This is a genomic window from Kribbella aluminosa, assembly GCF_017876295.1.
In the GTDB taxonomy this organism is placed as follows: domain Bacteria; phylum Actinomycetota; class Actinomycetes; order Propionibacteriales; family Kribbellaceae; genus Kribbella; species Kribbella aluminosa.
The window spans coordinates 2,079,247-2,101,922 of record NZ_JAGINT010000002.1; the positions used below are offsets into that span (position 1 = coordinate 2,079,247).

The 22,676-nt window shown below is 70.5% G+C and carries 22 protein-coding genes; 15 read left to right on the forward strand and 7 right to left on the reverse strand.

All coding sequences use genetic code 11. The features are described 5' to 3' along the window. Nucleotides 1–6: 6 nt before the first annotated feature. The 5 genes from JOF29_RS31220 to JOF29_RS31240 all read left to right on the forward strand — a co-directional run bounded on the left by JOF29_RS31220 (nt 7) and on the right by JOF29_RS31240 (nt 4,360). Complete coding sequence (locus JOF29_RS31220) at nt 7–723, forward strand: DUF4129 domain-containing protein (protein ID WP_209697978.1); 717 nt, start codon at nt 7–9, stop codon at nt 721–723. A 234-nt stretch (nt 724–957) separates the two neighbouring features. Beyond that, nucleotides 958–1,536 carry a hypothetical protein gene (locus JOF29_RS31225; protein WP_209697979.1) on the forward strand — a complete coding sequence of 193 codons (579 nt, stop codon included), beginning with the start codon at nt 958–960 and terminating at the stop codon, nt 1,534–1,536. A 6-nt stretch (nt 1,537–1,542) separates the two neighbouring features. After that, on the forward strand, nt 1,543–2,517 hold the full coding sequence (locus JOF29_RS31230) for an AAA family ATPase (RefSeq protein WP_209697980.1): 975 nt from the start codon (nt 1,543–1,545) through the stop codon (nt 2,515–2,517). Beyond that, nucleotides 2,514–3,815 carry a DUF58 domain-containing protein gene (locus JOF29_RS31235; RefSeq protein ID WP_209697981.1) on the forward strand — a complete coding sequence of 434 codons (1,302 nt, stop codon included), beginning with the start codon at nt 2,514–2,516 and terminating at the stop codon, nt 3,813–3,815. Before JOF29_RS31230 ends, JOF29_RS31235 begins: the two co-directional genes overlap by 4 nt. Next, nucleotides 3,812–4,360: a hypothetical protein gene (locus JOF29_RS31240; RefSeq protein WP_209697982.1), complete on the forward strand. Its 549-nt coding sequence runs from the start codon at nt 3,812–3,814 to the stop codon at nt 4,358–4,360. Before JOF29_RS31235 ends, JOF29_RS31240 begins: the two co-directional genes overlap by 4 nt. A gap of 79 nt (nt 4,361–4,439) precedes the next feature. On the opposite strand, the gene JOF29_RS31245 is transcribed toward JOF29_RS31240, so the two are convergent. Beyond that, nucleotides 4,440–4,979, reverse strand: coding sequence for a TetR/AcrR family transcriptional regulator (locus JOF29_RS31245; RefSeq protein ID WP_307863780.1), 540 nt, complete (start codon nt 4,977–4,979; stop codon nt 4,440–4,442). A gap of 91 nt (nt 4,980–5,070) precedes the next feature. Between JOF29_RS31245 and JOF29_RS31250 the strand changes: the two genes are divergently transcribed. Together JOF29_RS31250 and JOF29_RS31255 are read left to right on the forward strand one after the other, a co-directional pair. Beyond that, nucleotides 5,071–6,480, forward strand: a complete 1,410-nt coding sequence (locus tag JOF29_RS31250) for an MFS transporter (protein WP_209697984.1) — start codon at nt 5,071–5,073, stop codon at nt 6,478–6,480. Between the two features lie 9 nt (nt 6,481–6,489). Then, the gene (locus tag JOF29_RS31255) at nt 6,490–6,828 is read left to right on the forward strand and encodes an MmcQ/YjbR family DNA-binding protein (RefSeq protein ID WP_209697985.1); all 339 of its coding nucleotides are present in this window, start codon (nt 6,490–6,492) and stop codon (nt 6,826–6,828) included. On the opposite strand, the gene JOF29_RS31260 is transcribed toward JOF29_RS31255, so the two are convergent. Further along, nucleotides 6,808–7,974: a neutral zinc metallopeptidase gene (locus JOF29_RS31260; RefSeq protein ID WP_209697986.1), complete on the reverse strand. Its 1,167-nt coding sequence runs from the start codon at nt 7,972–7,974 to the stop codon at nt 6,808–6,810. The two genes, JOF29_RS31255 and JOF29_RS31260, sit on opposite strands and share 21 nt — an antisense overlap. 103 nt (nt 7,975–8,077) lie before the next feature. Here JOF29_RS31260 and JOF29_RS31265 point away from each other — a divergent pair, with 103 nt between their 5' ends. Next, nucleotides 8,078–9,769 (forward strand): DUF885 domain-containing protein, encoded by a 1,692-nt coding sequence (locus JOF29_RS31265; protein WP_307863781.1) that lies wholly within the window; start codon nt 8,078–8,080, stop codon nt 9,767–9,769. Continuing rightward, nucleotides 9,766–10,956, forward strand: a complete 1,191-nt coding sequence (locus JOF29_RS45630) for a Maf family nucleotide pyrophosphatase (protein WP_307863782.1) — start codon at nt 9,766–9,768, stop codon at nt 10,954–10,956. The genes JOF29_RS31265 and JOF29_RS45630 overlap by 4 nt, the downstream gene beginning before the upstream one ends. 104 nt (nt 10,957–11,060) lie before the next feature. Here the strand turns inward: JOF29_RS45630 and JOF29_RS31275 are convergent, their stop codons facing one another. After that, nucleotides 11,061–11,261 (reverse strand): acyl-CoA carboxylase epsilon subunit, encoded by a 201-nt coding sequence (locus tag JOF29_RS31275; protein ID WP_209697987.1) that lies wholly within the window; start codon nt 11,259–11,261, stop codon nt 11,061–11,063. 26 nt (nt 11,262–11,287) lie between these two features. After that, nucleotides 11,288–12,877 (reverse strand): acyl-CoA carboxylase subunit beta, encoded by a 1,590-nt coding sequence (locus JOF29_RS31280; RefSeq protein WP_209697988.1) that lies wholly within the window; start codon nt 12,875–12,877, stop codon nt 11,288–11,290. A 90-nt stretch (nt 12,878–12,967) separates the two neighbouring features. Here JOF29_RS31280 and JOF29_RS31285 point away from each other — a divergent pair, with 90 nt between their 5' ends. Continuing rightward, on the forward strand, nt 12,968–14,359 hold the full coding sequence (locus tag JOF29_RS31285; protein ID WP_209697989.1) for a hypothetical protein: 1,392 nt from the start codon (nt 12,968–12,970) through the stop codon (nt 14,357–14,359). Nucleotides 14,360–14,365: 6 nt separating this feature from the next. Here the strand turns inward: JOF29_RS31285 and JOF29_RS31290 are convergent, their stop codons facing one another. Further along, nucleotides 14,366–14,842 carry an SCP2 sterol-binding domain-containing protein gene (locus JOF29_RS31290; protein ID WP_209697990.1) on the reverse strand — a complete coding sequence of 159 codons (477 nt, stop codon included), beginning with the start codon at nt 14,840–14,842 and terminating at the stop codon, nt 14,366–14,368. Nucleotides 14,843–14,907: 65 nt separating this feature from the next. Here JOF29_RS31290 and JOF29_RS31295 point away from each other — a divergent pair, with 65 nt between their 5' ends. From JOF29_RS31295 to JOF29_RS31310, 4 genes are all read left to right on the forward strand, one after another. Beyond that, the gene (locus tag JOF29_RS31295) at nt 14,908–15,552 is read left to right on the forward strand and encodes a TetR/AcrR family transcriptional regulator (protein ID WP_209697991.1); all 645 of its coding nucleotides are present in this window, start codon (nt 14,908–14,910) and stop codon (nt 15,550–15,552) included. A 98-nt stretch (nt 15,553–15,650) separates the two neighbouring features. Then, the gene (locus tag JOF29_RS31300; protein ID WP_209697992.1) at nt 15,651–18,278 is read left to right on the forward strand and encodes a phosphoenolpyruvate carboxylase; all 2,628 of its coding nucleotides are present in this window, start codon (nt 15,651–15,653) and stop codon (nt 18,276–18,278) included. Further along, nucleotides 18,275–19,084, forward strand: a complete 810-nt coding sequence (locus JOF29_RS31305) for a biotin--[acetyl-CoA-carboxylase] ligase (RefSeq protein ID WP_209697993.1) — start codon at nt 18,275–18,277, stop codon at nt 19,082–19,084. The genes JOF29_RS31300 and JOF29_RS31305 overlap by 4 nt, the downstream gene beginning before the upstream one ends. Nucleotides 19,085–19,218: 134 nt before the next feature. Next, nucleotides 19,219–19,845, forward strand: coding sequence for a PH domain-containing protein (locus JOF29_RS31310; RefSeq protein WP_209697994.1), 627 nt, complete (start codon nt 19,219–19,221; stop codon nt 19,843–19,845). 37 nt (nt 19,846–19,882) lie between these two features. Here the strand turns inward: JOF29_RS31310 and JOF29_RS31315 are convergent, their stop codons facing one another. Further along, entirely contained in the window at nt 19,883–21,097 is a 1,215-nt protein-coding gene (locus JOF29_RS31315; protein WP_209697995.1) for a GNAT family N-acetyltransferase, read from the reverse strand. Between the two features lie 76 nt (nt 21,098–21,173). Here JOF29_RS31315 and JOF29_RS31320 point away from each other — a divergent pair, with 76 nt between their 5' ends. Continuing rightward, a complete protein-coding gene (locus JOF29_RS31320) occupies nt 21,174–22,097 on the forward strand; it encodes a hypothetical protein (RefSeq protein ID WP_209697996.1) in 924 nt (307 codons plus the stop codon). A 1-nt stretch (nt 22,098) separates the two neighbouring features. On the opposite strand, the gene JOF29_RS31325 is transcribed toward JOF29_RS31320, so the two are convergent. Beyond that, a complete protein-coding gene (locus JOF29_RS31325) occupies nt 22,099–22,659 on the reverse strand; it encodes a GtrA family protein (protein WP_209697997.1) in 561 nt (186 codons plus the stop codon). Nucleotides 22,660–22,676: the final 17 nt, after the last annotated feature.

Consider the following 22,676-nt stretch of genomic DNA (forward strand, 5'->3'; position numbering starts at 1 on the left):
GCCGGGATGCAGACGCAGCGTAGGGGTGCGCTCGCGGCGGCTGTCGTTGTGTTCGTGGGGATCGTGGTGGCTGGGTTCGTCGTGCTCGCGTCCGCGAGTGGGCCGGTGCGTCCGGTCAGCGACAGCACACTGAAGGCGAGCCCGCGTCCGCTGCCGACCCGGATCGTCACCCAGACGCCGCCGTCCGCGGCCACGCCGTCGCCGCGGCTGCTGCCGCAGCACCAGACGCCCGGGTGGCTGCTCGGGCTGTGGCAGGCGATCGTGTACCTGATCATCGCCGCGGTCGTGGTGTTCGTCGTACTCGTGATCGTCCGGGTCGTACGCCGGATCCGGCTGCCGAAGGCGGAGCCCGCCGACGAGAACTGGGAGCGGGTCAAGGCCGAGCGGCTGGCCGAGGCGGTCGACACCGGCCTCGCACAGATCGAGAGCGGTACGGCGTCCGACGCGGTGATCGCCTGCTGGGTGGCGCTCGAGGAGGCGGCTGCGTCGGCAGGCGTCGCGCGGGAGCCGTCCGAGACGCCGGCCGAGTTCACCGTCCGGGTCCTCGGGGTCGGCGGGATCTCGGAGCCGGAGCTGATCCGCCTCGGCCGGCTGTACCGCGAGGCGCGGTACTCCACCCACGGCTCGACCGAGGAAGCCCGCACGATTGCCCGCGCCGCCCTGCTCCGCCTCCGCGACGAACTCGCCACGGCCCACCCGGCAGACGCCGAGGTCGCCCCATGACTGTGCACATGCCGCGACTCCGTCGCGGCGCGTCATGGGGCTGTGACTCCGGGTCTTCCCTCGTCGCTCTGGTCGCTTCGCTCCCGCCGCTCCTCAGTCCAGACCCGGAGGCCCCATGACTGTGCACATGCCGCGACTCCGTCGCGGCGGGTCATGGGGCTGTTGCTCCCGGTCTTCCCTCGTCGCTCTGGTCGCTTCGCTCCCGTCGCTCCTCAGTCCAGACCGGGAGGCCCCATGACCTACCGGTGGAGTGCGCTGGAGGAGAAGGGGCCGCCGCCGGAGGTCAAGAAGCGGCGGTTGCCGAACAAGATGCTCGTCCAGCATCTCGGCATCGCGGTGCTGGTCAGTCTGGTGCTGGTTGGGATCTTCGGGGCCGCCGGGATGGCACCGCGGCCGTTGTGGTTCGTGGCTGCGGCGCTCGGCGTCGGGCTGGTCTCGCTCGGGATCCGGCTGTTGCTGCCGGAGGTGCTGGAGACCAGCTGGCCCGGCCGGCACGACGACCGGCTGGCGGCGCTCCGGATCCGGAACAGCGACAACCGGACCCAGTTCCTCGCCACCTGGCTGCAGGAGTCGAGCCGCGAACGGCGGGCCGGCGAAGGCTCGCAGACCTTCGCCCGCCGGATCCGCCCGCTGCTGCTCGAGCTCGCCACCGACCGCCTGGTGCACCGGCACGGCGTCGACCCGGACCTCGAGCCTGACCGAGCCCGCGAGCTGACCGGCGACCGGCTCTGGGCGCTGATCACCGGCGACGACAGACGCACCGCGTCCCTCGACGAGATCGAGGACGCGATCCACACCATCGAGAACCTGTGAGGGATAGTGACTGAGGAGCTGACGCTCGGAGAGGTTTCCGGGCTGAGCCGGCAGGTGCTGGAGCGGGTCGGCCAGGCCGTGGTCGGGAAGAGTGAGGCGCTCGAGCTGGTACTGGCAGGCATTCTGGCCGGCGGGCACGTGCTGCTCGAGGACTACCCGGGCCTGGCGAAGACGCTGGCCGCGCGGTCGTTCGCGCAGGCGCTCGGGCTGGAGTTCCGGCGGGTGCAGTTCACGCCGGACCTGCTGCCGTCGGACGTGACCGGCGCGTTCGTGTACGACCAGAAGGAGTCCGAGTTCGTCTTCCGGCCAGGCCCGATCTTCACCGGTCTGCTGCTCGCCGACGAGATCAACCGCACGCCGCCGAAGACGCAGGCCGCGCTGCTGGAGTCGATGCAGGAGCACCAGGTCACCGTCGAGGGCCAGACGTTCCCGCTGCCGACCCCGTTCCACGTGCTCGCGACCGCGAACCCGGTCGAGTACGAGGGCACGTACCCGCTTCCCGAGGCGCAGCTCGACCGGTTCATGCTCCGGATCGGCTTCGGGTACCCGAGCCCGGCGGAGGAGTGGGAGGTGCTGCGCCGACGGATGAGCCGCCGTCGCGAGGACCAGTCGGTCGACGCGGTGACCGACGCGGCCGGCCTGCTCGCCGCGCAGCGGACCGTCGAGACGGTGACGGTGGACGACACGGTCGGTCAGTACTGCGTGGATCTCGCGACCGCGACCCGTCGTGACTCGCAGGTCCTGGTAGGCGCGTCGCCTCGTGGTTCGCTGGCGCTGCTGCTGACGGCGCGCGCGTACGCGGTGATCCAGGGCCGGGACTACGTCGTACCGGAGGATGTGAAGACGGTCGCCGTGGCCGCGCTGGCGCACCGGATCACCGTACGGCCGGAGCTTTGGCTGCACGAGGTGACCGGGGCGACCGTCGTGCGAACCGTGCTGGGGTTGGTGCCCGCGCCGCCCACGGTCGCGGTCGCCCGATGAGTTGGCGGCCGACCCACGCGCAGATCCGGGCGATCTGCGTCGCCGCGGTGCTGCTCGGTGCGGCCGTGCTGCTGCGCCGGCCGGATGCGGCCGTGTTCGGGTTGCCGATCGCGTTCCTTGCCGTGTGGGGACGGTACTTCCGGCCGCACGCGCGGCCCGAGGTGCACACCGAGCTGGACGCGGACGTGCTGTTCGAAGGGCAGGGTACGACGTACCGACTGCGGGTGCCGGGGGTCGTGGACCCGGACATCGACCTGATCGTGGCGGCGTTGCCGCGGACGTTGTGGTTCCAGTACGACCCGCCGCAGGCCGCGATCGCCGAGCCGGTATCCGGCGGTGAGGTGACGCTGGAGGTCGGCGTCCGGTCGAAGCGCTGGGGGCTGCGGTCGTTGGAGCGGCCAACGGTGACGGCGACGTCGGCGGTGGGCGCGTACCGGGTCCAGGTGACGTCGGCGGAGCCGCAGGCGGTGACGACGCTGCCGTTGCGGGAAGGATTCGAGGCGGTGGACGCCGTACCGCGGCCGGCCGGCCTGGTCGGGCTGCACCGGTCGCGGCGGCCCGGCGAGGGGACGGAGCTGGCCGGCGTACGGCCGTTCCGGACCGGCGACCGGTTGCGCCGGATCAACTGGGCGGTGTCGGCCCGGACGCAGGAGCTGCATGTCACGTCGACCTGGTCGGACCGGGACACCGAGGTCGTGATCATGGTCGACACCGGCGGCGAGATCGGGATCAGCGAGGGCATCGACGGGCGGTCGTCGAGCCTGGACACCGCCGTACGGGCGGCCGCGGCGGTCGCCGAGCACTACCTGCGGAACGGCGACCGGGTGCGGCTGATCGACACCGGCAGCCTGTTCCGCGGCGTCCGGTCAGGAAGCGGGCGCGGGCATCTGCGGCGGATCCTGGACACGCTGGTGCACGCGGACCGGCGCGGCCGGCAGCAGGACCAGGAGCAACTCGCCAGGCGGAACCGGGTCCGCTCGGACAGCCTGGTGCTGGTGCTCAGCCCGCTGCTGCGCCAGACGATGCTCGGCTACATCGTCACGCTCGTGCACTCCGGCTGTACGGTGATCGCGATCGACACGTTGCCGCCCGACGTCGCCTCGATCATCGACGTCGACGCCCACGACGTACGGTCCTGGCCGCTCGCGTGGCGGCTGCGGCTGCTCGAACGCCGGCGTGACCTCGACCGGCTCAGCGACCTCGGCGTACCGACGGTTCCGTGGCAGGGGTCCGGGACGCTGGACGAGGTACTGCGGGACGCGGCGCGACTGTCCGCGGCGCCGAGGATCCGCTCTTGAGTGCCGACGAGAGGATCACCCTCTGGCTGGCGCAGCTCCGCGCTGCCGGACGTACGGTGCTGCTGGCCCGCTTGGTGATCGCGCTGACCGGCGCGATCGCGCTTGTCGTGTCGGCCGTCCAGCCGTGGGACCAAATGGACCTCGTTCCGTACGTCGGCGTACCGCTGCTGCTCGCCGCCGTCGTACTACCGGACTCGCTGGCCGCGATGCTGTTCATGCTGGTGATCGCCCTCGGCTGGCTGATGCGCGCACCCACCACCGTCAGCTGGGGCCTGGTCCTCACCGCGGCCGCCCTGGTGATCCTCCACCTCTCGACCGCCTTCGCCGCCCAACTCCCGTCCTACGCCCGCGTCCACCGCACCGCCCTGCACCGCTGGTGGTTGCCCGCAGCAACAGCCACCGTCCTGGCACCCCTGATCGCCGGCGCCGCCGCGCTCGTCCACCACGCCAACGTCCCCGGCTCCCTCGCCGTAACCGCCGCCGCCATCACCCTCACCGCCCTGACCATCTGGCTCACCACCGGCCAGAAACTCAGCCGCGACTGAACCTGCGCGCATACGGAACCTCCCACAAGCGGGAGGCTGTGCCCCTTCTGCCGGGGTTGTGTATGCCTGCAGAACCAAACTAGTCGAAGGTCTTGGCGATCTCGGTCGCCCAGGGCATGGGGATGGGGTTGGGGCCGAGCACCTGCATGGCGGACATGACGGTCATCAGCATGCCGGCGGAGAGGAACTCGCGGGCCTGTTGCGGGGTGGCGCCGGTGAGGGTGCGGATCAGGGTGTAGATGCTGCCGAAGCGTTCGCGGACGCAGTCGCCGATGGCCGGGTCGCCGCTGGCGGAGAAGCCGTGCAGGAGGACCAGGAGAATCTCGGGCTCGGCGAGCAGACGGTGGTAGTTCTGCCCGAGGTAGGACAGCTCGGGCTTCTCCTCGGCGGCCTCCCGGAAGAGCTGCTCGATCCGCGTGCAGACATGCTGTACGGCGGCCAGGAACAACTGCTGCTTGGTCCCGAACAGGCGGATCACGTACGGCTGGGAGACACCGGCCAGCCGGGCGATCTCGTCGGTCTTGGTGCCCTCGTAGCCGGACACGGCGAACGCTTGCACCGCCGCCCGCAGGACCTCGTCGCCGCGTTCCTTCGCGGTCAGCCGCACCTTCGGAGTCACTCGTTCCCCTCTCGTCGGTTGACATGTTATCAGTGGATGCATACTCTCGTCATCGAGCTTGTTATCAGTCAATTACAACAAGGGGTACGAGATGACATCGACCGCTCTCCAGGAGAGCCGAAGGACGGTCCCGCGCGGCCTCGGTGTGGTGCTCGCGGCGGTGGGGATCCCGACGTTCATGGTCACGCTGGACAACCTGGTGGTGACCAACGCACTGCCGGTGATCAAGCACGAACTGAACGCGTCGCTGTCCGACCTGCAGTGGTTCGTCAATGCCTACACGCTGGCCTTCGCCGCGCTGCTGCTGACCGCGGCCGCGATCGGCGACCGGCTCGGCCGGCGGCGGATGTTCCTGGCCGGGATCACGCTGTTCACGCTCGCGTCGGCCGTCTGCGCGCTGGCCACCGAGCCGTGGATGCTGACCGGCGCGCGGGCCATCCAGGGCATCGGCGCCGCGGCCGTGATGCCGCTGTCGCTGACCTTGCTGGCCGACGCCGTACCGGAGCGGCAACGGAGCGCCGCGATCGGCATCTGGGGCGGCATCTCCGGGCTCGGGGTGGCCGTCGGCCCGGTCGTCGGCGGCGCGGTCGTGGACGGCCTGAACTGGCAGTGGATCTTCTGGCTGAACGTCCCGGTCGGCGTCGTCGCCGTAGTGCTCGCCGCGCGCGTCCTGACCGAGTCCACCGGTACGGCGAAGCGCCTCGACCTGCTCGGGTTCGTCCTCGCGACGGCCGGCGTACTGTCCGTCGTCTGGGGCGTCGTGCACGGAGCCGACGACGGCTGGACCTCGGCCGGCGTACTCGGCACGTTGATCGCGGGCGGCGTCCTGCTGGCCGCGTTCCTCGGCTGGGAGCGTCGTACGGCGGCCCCGATGCTGCCACTGCGGTTGTTCGCGGTCCGCTCGTTCAGCATCGTGAACGTACTGGCGTTCACGTTCGCGGTGGGGGTGTTCGGATCGGTGTTCCTGCTGGCGCAGTACTTCCAGGTCGTGCAGGGTTTCACGCCGTTCCAGTCCGGCGTCCGGACGTTGCCGTGGACCGCGGCCCCGCTGGTGGTCGCACCGATCGCGGGCCTGATCGTCGACCGGGTCGGTGCGCGGACGCTGATCGTGACCGGGCAGGTGTTCCTCGCGACCGCGCTCGCCTGGATCGCGGTGATCACCACGGCGACGACGCAGTACGGCGAACTGGTCGCGCCGTTCGTCCTGGCCGGCGTCGGGATGGGGCTGACCTTCGCGCCGTCCGCGAGCGTGGTGATGGACAGCGCGTCCGAGGCGGACCGGGGTGTGGCGTCCGGGACGAACAACACGATCCGTGAGGTAGGCGTCGCGATGGGCGTCGCCGTACTGGCCTCGGTGTTCGCGTCGGCCGGTTCGTACGGATCACCGACGCAGTACGTCGACGGTCTCGTCCCCGCGGTCTGGACCGGCGCCGCGGTGGTCGCGGCCGGTGCCGTCGTCGGGCTCCTGCTCCCGGGACGCCGGCGTTCTGCTGGACACTAAAGTGTGACCGTGCTCGATGCAGACGACGTACGACGGATCGCGCTGTCCTTCCCGGAGACGGTGGAGAAGCGGCGCTGGGGGCACCCGACGTTCGACGTCGCGGGGCGGATGTTCGTCACGGTCCCGGACGACCGGACGTCGTTCGCGGTCCGGTGCCCGCGGCTGGAGCGCGACGAGTTGATCGCCGCGGAGCCGGAGAAGTTCTGGGTGCCGAAACACGAGGCGGGCTCGAACTGGGTTCGAGCCCGCCTCGCCGTGCTGGAGGACGCCGGCGAGCTGCGGGACATCCTGCTTGATTCGTGGCGGCAGGTCGCGCCGCCGGAGTTGTCAGCTGACGTTCGCCGGTGACGCCGAGAAGGTGTTGCAGCTGGCCGGGTTCCCGGTCTTGAACGACTGGCCCATGAACCGGCCCTGGCTGGCCACGCTGCCGTGGTCGCCTTCCTCCGGCTTGTCGCCGGCGGTGACGACGTACTTGTTCCAGACGTACAGCATGTTGCCGTTGATCGGGTAGCTGGCCTTGTTCACCGCCAGGAACACCCCGGCGAAGCAGTTCGCCTGGAGCTCCATCCGGCGGGTCATCCGGGTCTGGCCGGCGTAGTCGGTCTGCTCGTACCGCAGCTTGCTGGCCGCCTGCAGGATGCCGGTCATGTTCTGTACGCCGTGGCCGAACTCGTGCGCGAGCGACCGGGAGTACCACATCCGCGCGTACGCCTGCGCGATCGGATCTCCGGGGTACTCCGTGTACGCCTGGACGAACACGTCGACCTTCATGTACAGCATGTTGTTCGCCGAGCAGAAGAACGGCACGCTGATCGCACCGCCGCCGCACGGGTTGGTCACCGTGGTCCCGGACCAGTAGGTCATCTGCGGCGACTCGAACGTGTACCCGGCCTTCTCGACCAGCGGCTTCCAGGACTGGTCCAGGCACGGCTTGAGCGCGGCCCAGTAGGCGGCCGCGTTCTTCGCGCTGGTCGGCCGGACCTTCGGCTCGTGGCAGTTCACCGAGGCCATCTGGCCGACGTTGTAGATCGCGTTCTTCGCCACGATCGTCTCGCTGGACGCCTGCGTGGGTGAGCCGGTCGAGGTCGAGGTCGGCCGTCCGGTCGGCGCGCCGGTCGGCTTCGGGGTGTACCGGGTCGGCGTCACCGGCGGCGTGGTGACGTCGTTGGCAGCCTTCCTCACCAGGCCGATCAGCGTGGCGCCGACGATACCCACGGCGACGATCGCGAAGATCGCGATCAGCGGGGCCTTCGACTTCTTCCGCCGCGGCGGCTGCCAGCCGGGCCTGCCCGGGCCGGGGCCGAAGCCCGGCCCCCAGCCGTAGCCGGGACCCTGCTGCCGCGGCGGACCGTACTGCGGCGTGTACTGCGGGGCGCCGTACTGCTGCGGCGGGCCGTACTGTCCCTGCGGAGGAGGCGGGCCTGGCTGCTGGTACTGCGGGTTCTGCTGGTACGGCGGGTTCTGGCCCGGCGGCCCGTAGGGTGGCTGGCTCAACGCGCCGTTCCTCTCGTCCCTCGTGCTGGCATTCAGCGACCGCCACAGTATCGGCCGGCAAAGAGGTCAGCCCGCGCGACCCCGGCCGGGTAGGGTCGGCCAGGTGACGGAAGCTACCAAGCCGAACAGCCCGATCGACCAGCTCGCCGAGCGGCATCTCGAGCAGGACGTCGTCCTCGACCCGCTCGGCGCCACCGAGATGGGCATCGCCGGCCACGACCACGAGCTGCCGGACTTCACCCCGGACGGGTTCGCGGCCCGGATCGACCTGACCCGGCGGTCGCTCGCCGAGGCCCGCGCGATCGAGCCGTCGAGCCCGCGCGAGGAGGTCGCCAAGGATGCGTTCGTGGAGCGGCTCGGGCTGGAGCTGGAGATGTACGAGGCCGGCGTACCGCAGCATCAGCTGAACGCGATCTCGTCGGTGCCGGCCGCGCTCCGGCAGGTGTTCGACCTGATGCCGACCGGTACCCAGCAGGACTGGGAGGTGGTCGCGATCCGGCTGAACCAGATCGGTACGACGCTCGACGGGTACCGCGACACGCTCCTCGAGCAGGCCGCGCTCGGCCGGATCTCAGCCGTACGGCAGGTGACCGGGCTGGCCGACCGGATCGCCAGCTGGACCGGTGCCGACGGCGACGACTTCTTCGCCGGACTGGCCGCACAGGCCCCCTCTGGTGCGGTGAAGCCGACCGTGGAGGCCGCGGCCGCGTCGGCGCGGAAGGCGTTCGAGCAGTTCGGCGCCTGGCTGACCGCCGAGCTCGCGCCGCGGGCGCCGGAGCGGGACGCGTGCGGCCGCGAGGTGTACGAGCTGGCCTCGCGCAACTTCCTCGGCGCGAAGGTCGACCTCGAGGAGACGTACGCGTGGGGCTGGCAGGAGCTGGCCCGGATCGAGAGCGACATGCAGGACATCGCCGCCGGGCTGAACGGCGGCGAGCGGAACATCGAGGCCACCGCCGCGCTGCTGGACAACGACCCGGCGCGCAGCATCCAGGGCAAGGAGGCGTTCCGGGACTGGATGCAGCAGCTGTCCGACGCGGCCGTCGCCGAGCTGGGCGGTACGCACTTCGACATCGCCGACGAGATCCGCACGCTGCAGTGCATGATCGCGCCGACCTCCGACGGCTCGATCTACTACACGCAGCCGAGCGAGGACCTGACCACGCGGCCGGGCCGGATGTGGTGGGCGGTGCCGAACGGCGTCGAGACGTTCGCCACCTGGCGCGAGGTGACCACGGTGTACCACGAGGGCGTGCCGGGGCATCACCTCCAGGTCGCGCAGACCATGCTGCGGACCGACCTGCTGAACCGCTGGCAGCGGATCGCCTGCTGGGTCTCCGGTCACGGCGAGGGCTGGGCGCTGTACGCCGAACGCCTGATGGAGGAGATCGGCTACCTCGAGGACGCCGGCGCCCGGTTCGGGATGCTGGACGCGCAGGGCTTCCGGGCCGCGCGGGTGATCGTCGACATCGGCATGCACCTGGAGCTGGAGGTGCCCCGGGACAACCCGTTCGGCTGGCGGCCGGGGGAGCGCTGGAACGCCGCGCTCGGGTTCGAGTTCCTGCGCGCGCACTGCCGGATGGAGACGGAGTTCCTGCAGGCCGAGCTGAACCGGTACCTCGGCTGGCCGGGGCAGGCGCCGTCGTACAAGGTCGGTGAACGGATCTGGCTGCAGGCGCGGGAGGAGGCCAAGCAGCGCAAGGGATCCGCGTTCGACCTGCGCGAATTCCACCGGGACGCGCTGAACCTGGGGTCGATCGGCCTGGACCCGCTGCGCCGGGCGCTGGCGAAGCTGTGAGCATCCGATTCGTGCTGGCGTCGGCGTCGCCGGCCCGGCTGAAGACGCTGCGCAGCGCGGGGATCGAGCCGGAGGTGATCGTCTCCGGCGTCGACGAGGACGACATCACCGCGGAGAACCCGGGTGAGCTCGCCCGGCTGCTCGCGACCCTGAAGGCCCGCGCGGTGGTCGCGGGCCTGACCGACCACGCGACCGTGCTCGGCTGCGACTCGGTGCTGGAGTTCGACGGGGAGCCGTACGGGAAACCCGGGACGCCGGACGTCGCTCGCGAGCGCTGGAAGATGATGCGCGGGAAGAGCGGTGTACTGCACACCGGGCACTGTCTGATCGACACTTCCGGCAAGCAGGAACTGCGCGAGCTGTCGTCGACGAAGGTGCAGTTCGCGGAGGTGACCGACGAGGAGATCGACGCGTACGTCGCCACCGGCGAACCCCTCGTGGTCGCCGGAGCGTTCACCGTCGACGGCCTCGGCGGGCCGTTCGTGACCGCGATCGAGGGCGACTACCACAACGTCGTCGGCCTCTCGCTGCCGTTGCTGCGCCGGATGCTGATCCAGGTCGGCATCTCCTGGCCCGCCTTGTGGAACTCCCAGAAGCCCTACACGTACGACGAGCCGGTCGCCTCGACGTACGACGAAACCCGCGGCGGCCAGGTCCGGGCCCAGGCCGCCGCGCACGCCGTCGACGAGTTGCTGCCGAAGGGCAGCCGGGTACTGGAACTGGCTGTGGGTACCGGCATCGTCGGCGCCGAGCTTGTTGCTCTTGGCAACCTTGTGCACGGGTTCGACCTGTCGACCGCGATGCTGCAGCGCGCCCGGGTCCGGCTGCCCGGTCATGTCGCGGCCGCCGACGCCGCGCGACTGCCCGTCGCCGACCGTAGGTGCGACGCGGTCGTCGCGGTCTGGCTCCTGCACCTCCTCGACGACAGCGAACCGGTGATCGCCGAGGTCGCCCGCGTCCTCCGCACGGACGGCGTCTTCATCACCACCACCGAGAAGTCCGACGCCAGCAGGTACGCCGACACCCGCGGCCCGGCGGACACCCGCTCCCAGGACGCCCTCGCCCACCTCACCGCGGCAGCTGCCCGCCACGGCCTCACACTGGACGGCGCCACCACCTTCCCCGGCCCGGTACGCAACACCGGCGAGGCTCCGGTTTATCCACTCGTCCGGTTCCGGCGCGTTTGATCGGCAGCTCGACAGGAGGTGTCGCCGTTTCCGGCACCTTCGGATGCCAGGCTAGGCGTGACCCGCCGGTCTAGTAGAGGTTTACGTACTGTCGAGCTGCAGGATTATGGGTGCGCCGACGCGCGCCACTGCCCAGGCCCAGGGTGGAACGGCGTACGGGCGTTGCGCCAGTAGGTCGCCCAATTACTGGAGCGGTCGGTGCCGGGCGCCGGCACGACGCCGCGTGCAGCGACCACCGCGACCAGCGCCGCGAGCTCCTCGACAGTAGGCTCGCCCTTCACCACCCGCAGCACAGCCTCGCTCATCGAGCACTCCTTTCTCGTAAGCGTCGTTACAGCGGGATGTTCCCATGCTTCTTCGGCGGCAGGGTGTCGCGTTTGGTGCGGAGCAGGCGCAGGGCGCGGACGATCTCGGCGCGGGTCTCGCTCGGCTTGATCACCGCGTCGATGTAGCCGCGTTCGGCCGCGATGTACGGGTTCGCCAGGTGGTCCTCGTACTCGGTGATCAGTTCCTGGCGGCGGGTCTCGGTGTCACCACCGGCGTCGGCGACTGCTGTGAGCTCGCGGCGGTGCAGGATGTTCACAGCACCTTGGGCGCCCATCACCGCGATCTGCGCGGTCGGCCAGGCGATGTTCATGTCGGCGCCGAGGTGCTTCGAGCCCATCACGTCGTACGCGCCGCCGTAGGCCTTCCGGGTGATCACCGTGATCATCGGGACGGTCGCCTCGGCGTACGCGTAGATCAGCTTCGCGCCGCGGCGGATGATGCCGTTCCACTCCTGGTCGGTGCCAGGCAGGAACCCGGGGACGTCGACGAAGGTCAGGATCGGCAGGTTGAACGCGTCGCAGGTCCGGACGAACCGCGCGGCCTTCTCGGACGCGTCGATGTCCAGCGTGCCGGCGAACTGCAGCGGCTGGTTCGCGACCACGCCGGCCGGGCGGCCCTCGACCCGGCCGAAGCCGACGATCAGGTTCGGCGCGAACAGCGTCTGTACCTCGAGGAAGTCGCCGTCGTCGACCACCGCCTCGATCGCGGTGTGCATGTCGTACGGCTGGTTCGGCGAGTCCGGGACCAGCGTGTCGAGCGCGAGGTCCGTGTCGGTCGGCTCGAGGTCGGCCGGGGCGTCGTACACCGGGGGATCCTCGAGGTTGTTCTGCGGGAGGTGACCGACGAGCGCCTTCACCCACTCGATCGCGTCCTCCTCGTCGGAGCCGAGGTAGTGCGCGTTGCCGGACTTGGTGTTGTGCGTCCGGGCGCCGCCGAGCTCCTCCTGGGTGACGTCCTCGCCGGTGACGGTCTTGATCACGTCCGGGCCGGTGATGAACATGTACGACGACTCGTCGACCATCACGGTGAAGTCCGTGACCGCGGGGGAGTAGACCGCGCCGCCGGCACACGGGCCCATGATCAGCGAGATCTGCGGGATCACCCCGGACGCGCGGACGTTGCGGCGGAAGATCTCGCCGTACAGGCCGAGGGAGACCACGCCTTCCTGGATCCGGGCGCCGCCGGAGTCGTTGATGCCGATCAGCGGGCAGCCGATCTTCATCGCCAGGTCCATCACCTTGACGATCTTCTCGCCGAACACCTCGCCCAGGCTGCCGCCGAACACGGTGAAGTCCTGCGCGAACACGCACACCTGGCGGCCGTCGATGGTGCCGAACCCGGTCACCACGCCGTCGCCGTACGGGCGGTTCGACTCCAGGCCGAAGCTCGTCGACCGGTGCCGCGCGAACTCGTCCAGCTCGGAGAAGGAGCCCTCGTCCAGCAGCAGCTCGATCCGCTCGCGGGCAGTCTTCTTGCCGCGGGCGTGCTGCTTCTCCACCGCACGCTCCGACCCGGCATGCACGGCCTCGTCGAGCCGGTGCTCGAGGTCCGCGATCTTCCCGGCGGTGGTGTGGATGTTCACGGTCTCTCCCATGAACGGGCAGCCTACGCGCCAGTACGCCGTCCCGCCTGTGACCTCCGCCGCAGCCGACGCACTGAACCCGTCCGGGGATAGGTTTCCGGCGTGGCTGCCGCGGATGTCGACAAACTTGCGCACAGGGTCATCCAGCTCGTCGAGCGGGACACCGTCGACGGGGTGTCGGGACTGCGGCCGGGGGACCGGCTCGCGCTGGACCCCGCGCACGTGGAACTGCTCGAGCCGCTGGCGCAGAACCTCGACCTGCCGGGGCGGCTGGCGCCGATGATGCGGAGGTTCACGAAGCGCCAGGACCCGGAACGGCCCGACCGCAGGGACCCGCTCTGGCACGACCCGCGGGAAGGCGCCCGCCGTGGGCTGACCACCCTGGTCGCGCGGTGCGCGGACGCTCTCGAACCGGATCCGCAACTGCCGCCGCCGGACGACGCCGAGGCCAGGAACCGGCTGGCGACCGCGGTCTCCCGCGCGTACGCCGCCAACGCGACACCGCGACTTGTCGAGCACCTGTTCCCGAACGGCCGGCCGGACGACCTCGGCCTGTTCACACCGCCGCAGCTCGAAGGCGACGTGGCGGCGGCCCGGGCGATGGCGATCGCGATCGGTGCCCGGACCGCGACCCGGGAGGAGGACGTGCTGCGAAAACTCGTTGCCGAAGGCCACGGGGGTGCGGCGCACGCGGCCGCCGACCTGCTGCTGAAGGAGCGGCCGGACTTCAAGTCGCTGCCGACCGGGGAGCAACCCGGGATCCGCCGGCACCTGGCCCGCGGCATCGAGGCTGGGTTCGCCGTACGGGACGTCCGCGAGGCCAGGCACCGCGAGCTGACCGAGGAACTGGAGAACCGCCGCGAGGACGTCACCGGCGGCGCCGGAACCATCGACACCGCGAGCGCGCTGGCCACCGACGAACTGACCAAGCTGAACGCCTTCCTGCAGGACATCGACTACTGGCAACAGTCAGCCACCACCGAGCCTGGCCTTGCCGAGGTGCGCGCGATCGTCACCGACCGGCTGGTCACCAGGGTCGAACACCACGCCGGAATCGACACCTCCCTCACCCGCGCCGAGCTGAAGTCACCCTCCGCCGTGTCGGCCGCCGCCGCGGACGCGATGGTGGCAACCTCCACCATCCCCCGCGAGAGCCGGCCCGCCGCAGTACAAGCGACCGCGACCATGCTCACCGAAGGCTTCGACGAGCTCCCCCAGCATCTCGCCATCTGGCAGGCCGAGGCCCGCGACATCCCCCGCGAAGCCGCCTCGTACGGCGCCGCCCTCGGCGATCGCACCATGGCCGCCGTCCGCACCTTCGAACACCACCCACCCGAGCCCCTCCCCGACCCCTCCACCCGCTTCGCCACCGACCCAGCCCTCTCACGCCCCGAGGTAGTCCCCGCCACCCCCGCGACGTCCACCGCGACCCCCAGAACCACCCGGCCCACCCCAGCCCAAGCCCGCACCGTGCCCGGTGCTCCGAGCAGGTAGGGCGGGCTACGTCGGGCCGGTGGTGAAGAGTTTGGGGAGTCGGGCGGCCTGGGCCAGGTCGCCGCGGACTGTGAGGCGTTGTTTGAGGAGGGCGAGGATCGGGTCCTCGTTGCCGGTGACGACGCGGAGCAGGGTGGTGGGGTCGGTACGGATCGAGATGTCGGGGGGAGTGGGCTGCGGGGAGATCACCGTGCAGTGGCCGTCGTGGATCCGTAGCCAGTACTCGTCGACGGTACGGCCGGGCCCGCGCGCGCCGGTGATCTGCCAGCCGATCACAGCGTCGAACCCGGCCGCCCGGGCGGGTCGGAGGTACTCCGGCATCCGGCGAAAGATCTCGCGCAACGCGATCTCTCGTACTCCCCCGATGAGTCGATGCCGGAGCTCCCGCTCCGACGTCCGGTCGACCAGTCGAGCGAGCTCGCTCGCGTCCAGGGCGGTCACACCCTCGGACTCGAGCCAGCCGGCACTGCCTCGTTCGGTCATCGACCACCCCCGCGGCAGTTCCTACCAGACTGTAGGAATTTGCTACGGTGTTGTAGCTTTGTCAAGTGGTCGGGGACGCTGAGAAACGCCGGCGGGCGCCGCACCTCGGGCCGGAGCGGCGTCGGCCGCTGATCCTGGACGCCGCCCTCGGGGTGTTCGCGGCCAAGGGATACTCCGGTACGACGATGCAGTCCGTCGCCGACGCCGCGGGTGTCACCAAACCCGTCGTCTACGACTGCTTCGCGAACCGTGACGAGCTCCTGCTGGCGCTGCTCGCCCGCGAGGAGCAGCACCTGGTGATCACGATCGTCGGCGCCCTGCCCCCGGACCCCGGCGTCGGTACCCCCGAGGAACACGTCCGTGACGGCCTGACCGCGTTCCTCACCGCCGTACAGAAGAACCCGCAGTCCTGGCGCATCGTGTTCGGAGCGCAGTACGGCGCAGCGCCCGTTGTCGCCGAGCGGGTCCGCGCCGCCCGCGCGTTTCTGGTCGAGAGCCTGCGGCTGACCCTGATGAAGTCGCTCCCGGACGTCACCGACCCGGACGCGAACCTCCCGGTGCTGGCCGAGCTGCTCGCGTCGATGACCGAGACCTGCGCCCGGATGCTCGTCAGCGACGCCACCGACGCCACCGACGCCACCGACCGCACGCCGGCCGAGCTCGCCCGGACGGTTTCCCAGGTGGTCGCGGGTGGTTTCCGAAACGTTTGATTCACATACTGTGAAGTAACTGAACACACGGTCACGATCGGCTTCCAGTAGGCGGACTCGGCAGCACCGACGGGCGTCCGCCGATAGGGTGGGCGAACGTGACCGAGACCGGTAGTGAGACCCGTACCCGCGCGCGGTTCGAGGTGCCTGAGGAACTCAGGGCCGACGTCCGCCTGCTCGGCGAGATCCTCGGCAAGGTGCTCGTCGAGTACGCCGGTCAGCCGCTGCTCGACGACGTCGAGAAACTGCGCGAGCTGACCATCGCCGGTGACGGCGCCGCGGCCGAGGAGCTGGTGGCGTCGTGGCCGCACGAGCGGGCCGAGGACGTGGCCCGGGCGTTCACCTGCTACTTCCACCTGACGAACCTCAGCGAGGAGCTGCACCGCGCCCGGGTGCTCCGCGAGCGCGATCGGGCCGGCAGCGAGGCGGTGGTGTCCGAGCTGGCCCAGGCCGTCGAGCAGATCGCCCGCGACAGCGGGGAGCAGCAGGCGCGGGCGTTGCTGAACGGGCTGGAGTTCCGCCCGGTGCTGACCGCGCACCCGACCGAGGCCCGGCGCCGCGCCGTACTGGCGACGATCCGCCGGATCACGTCGCTGCTCGACGCGCGCCACGACCCGCGCGCCGGCGACAGCGACCTGGCCGAGAACCGGCGCCGCCTGGTCGAGCAGGTCGACATCCTCTGGCGTACGTCGCAGCTCCGGACCAGCCGCCCCACGCCGCTGGACGAGGTCCGCTCCGCGATGGCTGTCTTCGAGGAGACCTTGTTCGACGTCGTCGGCAACGTGTACCGCCGGCTCGACGACGCGCTGTCCGGAGACGCGGCCGGGACCAGGACCCCGGTGGTGGCGCCGTTCGTCCACCTGGGTTCGTGGATCGGCGGCGACCGGGACGGCAACCCGAACGTCACCGCCGCGATCACCCGCGAGGCGATGCAGATCCAGGCCGACCACGTGCTGCAGGCGCTCGAGCGGGCCACCGAGGCGCTCGGGCGGTCGCTGACGCTGGACGCCGCGACCACCCCGCCGTCCGCGCCGGTACGCCGGATCCTGGAGGACGCCCGCGCGGTCAACCCGGAGCTGATCGCGGACATCGAGACCCGCTCGCCGGCCGAACCGCACCGGCAGCTGCTGCTGCTGGCCGCGCGCCGGCTGGCCGCGACCCGGTCCCGTGACGCCGACTTCGGGTACCCGCGGTCCGCCGACTTCCTGCACGAGCTCAAGGTCCTGCAGGACTCGCTGGTGACCGCGGGCGCGCCGCGGCAGGCGTTCGGCGAGCTGCAGCAGCTCATCTGGCAGGTCAACTCGTTCGGCTTCCACCTGGCCGAGCTGGAGATCCGCCAGCACTCGTCGGTGCACGCCAAGGCGCTCGAGGAGGTGCTCGGCGGCGGCGAGCTGTCCGACCAGACCGAAGAGGTGCTCGCCACCCTCCGGGTGATCTCCCAGATCCAGCAGCGGTTCGGCCCGGACGCGTGCCGCCGGTACGTCGTCTCGTTCACCCGCAACGCCGGCGACCTGGCCGCGGTGTACGAGCTGGCCGACGCCGCGCTCGACGGCCGCCCGATCGAGCTGGACGTCGTACCGCTGTTCGAAACCGGCGAGGACCTGCAGAACTCGGTCGAGGTGCTGGACAACGCGATCCAGCTGACCCGGGTCCGGCACCGGCTGACCGCGAACGACCGGCGCTTCGAGGTGATGCTCGGGTACTCCGACTCCGCGAAGGACGTCGGCCCGGTCTCGGCGACGCTGGCGCTGTACGACGCGCAGGCGCGGATCACCGCGTGGGCGCAGCGGAACGCGATCCGGCTGACCCTGTTCCACGGCCGCGGCGGTGCCCTCGGGCGTGGCGGCGGCCCGGCGAACCGCGCCGTCCTGGCGCAGGCTCCCGGGTCGGTGGCCGGGCGGTTCAAGCTCACCGAGCAGGGCGAGGCGATCCCGGCGCGGTACGGCAACGCGCCGATCGCGCAGCGGCACATCGAGCAGGTGACCGCGGCGACGCTGCTGGCGTCGACGCCGGCCGTCGAGGAGCGGGCGGCCGCTGCGGCCGACCGGTTCGCGGTGGTCGGGAAGACGCTCGACGAGGCGGCGCGGACGGCGTACCACCGGCTGGTGAAGGCGGACGGGTTCGCGGAGTGGTTCAGCACGGTGACGCCGTTGGAAGAGCTGGGGCAGCTGCCCCTCGGTTCGCGGCCGGCCCGGCGTGGTGTCGCGGTCTCGTCGCTGGAGGACCTGCGGGCGATCCCGTGGGTGTTCGCGTGGTCGCAGGCCCGGGTGAACGCTCCCGGTTGGTACGGCCTCGGTACGGCGCTGGCAGCGGTCGGCGACGTGGACCTGCTGCGGGACGCGAACCAGAACTGGCCGCTGTTCCAGGTGATGCTGGAGAACGCGGAGATGTCGCTGGCCAAGACGGACCGGCGCATCCTCGGCCGCTACCTGGAGCTGGGCGACCGGCCCGACCTGACCCAGCAGATGCTGGACGAGCACGCGCTCACCACCGAGTGGGTGCTCAAGGTGCTCGACCAGGAACGCCTGCTGCAAGGGCGGCGGGTGCTGGGGCGCGCGGTCGAGCTGCGGAACCCGTACGTCGACGCGCTCAGCTACCTGCAACTGCGGGCGTTGCGGACGCTGCGGACCGACGACTCGCTTGACGAGCAGCAGATCGTCCGCACCCGACAGCTGCTGTTGCTGACCGTTTCCGGTGTTGCCGCAGGTCTGCAGAACACCGGATGAGTTTCAGCGAGCTGGAACGGCCCCCGCTGGACGAGAAGTTCCTGCGGGGGCGGTTGGTGCGCCCTGGTTCGTTCTGGACGCAGATCGACGTCGTGGAGGACACGCCGTCGACGAACGCCGACGTGGCAGCTGCGGCCGCAAGTGGTCAGCCTGAGGGCCTGGTCATTGCTGCTGAGCACCAGTCCTCCGGGCGTGGGCGGCTGGGGCGCACGTGGACCACACCGCCACGCTCTGCCTTGTTGATGTCGGCCCTGCTGCGTCCTACGGGTGTCGACGCGGCACGGTGGCCGTGGTTGGGCCTGCTGGTGCCTCTTGCGGTCGCGGCCGCCGTACGGCGGGTTGCCGAGGTGCCTGCCCAGGTGAAGTGGCCCAACGACGTACTGGTGGAGAACCGCAAGCTGGCCGGGATCCTGCTGGAGCGCATCGAGGGGCCGGCAGTCGTCATCGGCATCGGCCTGAACGTGAGCCTCCGCTCCGACGAGAGGCCCCACGAGGCCGCGACCTCCCTCGCCCTGGAACACGCCACCACCACGGACCGAGCCACGATCATGGCCGCCGTGCTCCGAGAACTCGCCTCTCGCTACCAGTCCTGGGTCGACGCCGCGGGTGATCCCGCGACGGTGCTCCCGGAGTACCGCGAGCTGTCCGCAACCCTGGGCCAGGCCGTACGCGTCGAGCTTCCGGACGGGACCTTCCTCGAAGGAACCGCCCGCGACCTGGCCGACGACGGCCGCCTCGTCGTGGACACTCCCGCCGGGATGCGACCGCTGGCAGCAGGCGACGTGACGCATCTCCGCACCACCTGAATCGCCGGCGGCGGGGAAACAAATATGCACGGAGCGAACATTTCTTTCCCCGCAGCACCGGCTTCAGTCCGTGCAGATTCTGGCCGCCGTGTCGGGAGGGGACAACCGGACCTCCGACCTGTGAGACTGGGGGTATGGCGATCTCCGCGAAGTTGTTGGGTGAGGACGAGTACGTCGTCGTCAGCACCCGGACGCACTGGAAGGCGATGATCGGCCCGGTCCTCCTGCTCCTGGTGGTGGCGGGGCTCGGCGCGTTCCTGGCCGCGATCGTGCCGTCCGGGTCGCTGCAGAGCCCGGCCCGGATCGCGATCCTCGCGGTCGGCGTGGTGCTGATCGCGGCGTTCGCGGTCCGGCCGTTCCTGGACTGGTTCTTCTCGACGTACACGATCACCAACCGGCGGCTGATCACCCGGCACGGCGTGCTCACCCGGACCGGCCGGGACATCCCGTTGATGCGGATCAACGACGTGTCCTACGAGCACGGCCTGATCGACCGGATGCTCGGCTGCGGCACGCTGCACATCGAGTCCGCCGGGGAACGCGGCCAGGTGGTGCTGCCCGACGTACCGCACGTCGAGCACGTCCACCTGCAGATGTCCGACCTGCTGTTCGGTGGTCCGGACGGCAAGATGGGCGACGGCATCCTGGACGACGAGGAGCCGCCGGAGCACATGCGCCGCCGTCCGCCGGAGCAGCCGCCGAAGCAGCAGCCGCGCGGGGACGACGGCGACACGATCTTCAGCTCGGGCGACGAGCGCTAGTGCCCCGATAGCGTCAAGCTACATCGCTCACGGGACACTAGAAGATCTCCAGGCTCACCGGCGAGACCGGCCAGCGGAACGCCGCGGTCGTCCGGTGCAGTGCGCCGGACGTGTGCTCGACGACCCGGCCGGTGGCGGCGAACTCGGTCAGTGGCCGCTCGCCGAGGTAGACCGCTCCGAGCTCGGTGACCGACAGGCTCAGGTCGGGCGTGTCGTCGGTCCGTTCGCAGGTCACCGACGATCCGTCCGCGGTCAGCCGGAACCGCCCGGCGTTCGCCTCGATCAGGTCGTCGCGCACCTCGAGAACGACCTCGACCGGTACGGAGTACTGCCGCTGCCGCAATGCCCGCGGTACGTCGGTCACGCGCACCCAGAGCGACTCGCCCACCCGGCGCTCGAGCGCGGTCGGCGTCGTGACGAGCTGCTGCAGCGGCTCGTCCATCGCGCCGTGCCCGTAGTTGAGCTTCGCGCAGAGGTCCATCGTCAGCAGGTGCTGCCACAGCTCCCGGTACGCCGTCGGATCCGGCGCCGCGATCTCCTCCACGGACACCTCGTTCGCCGGGCCGACCGGGAGCCAGTTCATCTTGCCCCGCCAGAGCGCGTAGCCGTCGATCGTGCCGTCCTCGGCGCGGTGCACCAGGATCTCCTGCGCGGTCTGCCCGCCACGCTGCTCCACGTTGTCCTGCAGGCGTTTCTGCCACCGCGGCCCGGACCGCCCGGACACGCCGGGGCGCTGCTCCTGCAGGCGACGCAGTACGGACGGAAGCTCCTTGACCGCCTCGTCGATCGTCAGTACGCCGAGCGCGCCCGGCCGGATCCGATCGTTGGTCGGACCAACGCGGTGAAGGTCGATCTCGTAGTTCGTCGCCCAGGCGCACGCCGCATACCCGAACCGCCCGTAGATCCCCGACTCGGTCGCCCACAGCGCCGCGATCGCTTCCGGTACGTCGCGCAGCTGCTGCCCGATGAGGCGCGCCATCAGGCCCCTCCGGCGATGCGTCGCGAGTACGCCGACCCCGGTCACGTGCGCCGCGTCCACCACCGCACCCGGCACCGAGAGGTCCCGCGTCAGTGCCATCACGGTCCCGACGACCGCAGAGCCGTCGGTCGCCACCAGCGTCCGATCGGCCTCGAACAGTTGCTGGTCGAGCTCGTTCTCCGGCCCCGGGTCGAACATCATCGCCGCACTGAAAACCGCCTGCACCGCGCCGAACTCGTCCGCACCGGCCGCTCGTACCTCGATCTCACTCATTCCCGCATCTTCACATGCGTTACGCACAACTATCGCCCCCCAGCGACCATCAAGGCAGATATAGGGGGTGGGACCAATGATCAAACCACTCGGAACGATCGCGGCGGCCGTACTCGTCACCGCGACGCTGGTGCCGACGACAGCGACCGCCAAGACGATCGCCCGGACGATCGCCCAGCCGGCCGTCAACTGCTCGGTGAGTGCTTCGTCGATCACGGCCGCGGGGGACCACGACAACGTGGCGGTCGTGTCGACCACGCCGCCGGGCGCCACGAAGTCGCCGCTCGGGCGGGGTGCGTTCACGGCCGGCCAGGTGAAGGACATGGCCACGATGGCGGTGCTCGACGACGGCTTCGGCGGGTACTCCGTGTACGGCTACGTCATCATCGGCGACAGCCTGTACCAGGCGACGTACAGCGGTCACAAGGGGACCGCCGACCGTCCGGCCGGGCTGCGGCGGATCGGTGGCGGCTGGGGGAAGTTCACGATGGTCGAGGAGGCCGAGTACCAGGGCCCGACCCAGGCCGGGATCTCCCGGTGGACCGTCTACGCGCTGCGCAACGACGGCGTACTCTTCCGCTGGACCGTCAGCTCGAAGGGCGTCTGGCGGAGCGCCGGATCCGCGCCCGGGTTCGCGGCGGTCACGTCGATGGCGCTGGTGAGCAAGGCGGCGACGTACGACACGTTCGTCGCGAACGCACGGGGTGGCGCGCTCTACACGATCCACATCCCGACGAGCGCACCGATGAAGCCGGTCGTGAAGCAGGTCCGCAGCAGGACCTGGCAGGGCTTCGAGACGCTGCTCGCCCAGAAGTGCGGCGCATACGGCACGGTCCTGCTCGGGATCGACAAGGACACCGGTACGGCATACCTGTACGCCGTCGGCCGCTTCACCGGAACGAGCACCGTGATCCGGTCGCTGGGCAAGGTCCCCGCGACATTCCCCGACACCGTCTACGCCCGGATCAAGGACCCGGGCGCCCCGTTGAATGGGGAGTAGGTCAGCGAACGACGGGCAGGTCGCCCGTGGACTCCCCGTCGAGCTCCGCCGGGGAGTCCGGCGCCGGGGTGTGCTCGACCTCGTCGAGCGCGATCTCTTCCTTGAAGACGAACTTCCGGTACGACCAGAACCGGAACAGCGTGCCGAGACCGAGGCCGACGAAGTTCGCGGCGATGTTGTCCGACAGCCAGCTGTGCAGATCCAGGGCGTAGCGCGAGAAGGCCAGGCAGCCGGCCGCGATCAGCAGGCCGATCCCGTTCAGCACGAAGAACAGCACGTACTCCCGGTGCAGGCCCGAACGCTCCCGGTGCCGCCACGTCCAGTACCGGTTTCCGAAGTACGTCGCGACCGTGGCGACCGTCGTCGAGATCAGCTTCGCGGTCAGCGGCTTGTGGTGCAGCATGCCGATCCCGGAGGCCCCGAGGACCGTCGGGTTGTCGAACACGAGCCAGTTGTAGATCGGCAGGTCCACGACCAGACCGAGCACACCGACCAGACCGAACTTGGCCACTTCGTGCACCAGGTGCTGGAACTGGTGGTACAGCTTGGTGACGAGCTTCAACGGGGTTCGGAACCTTC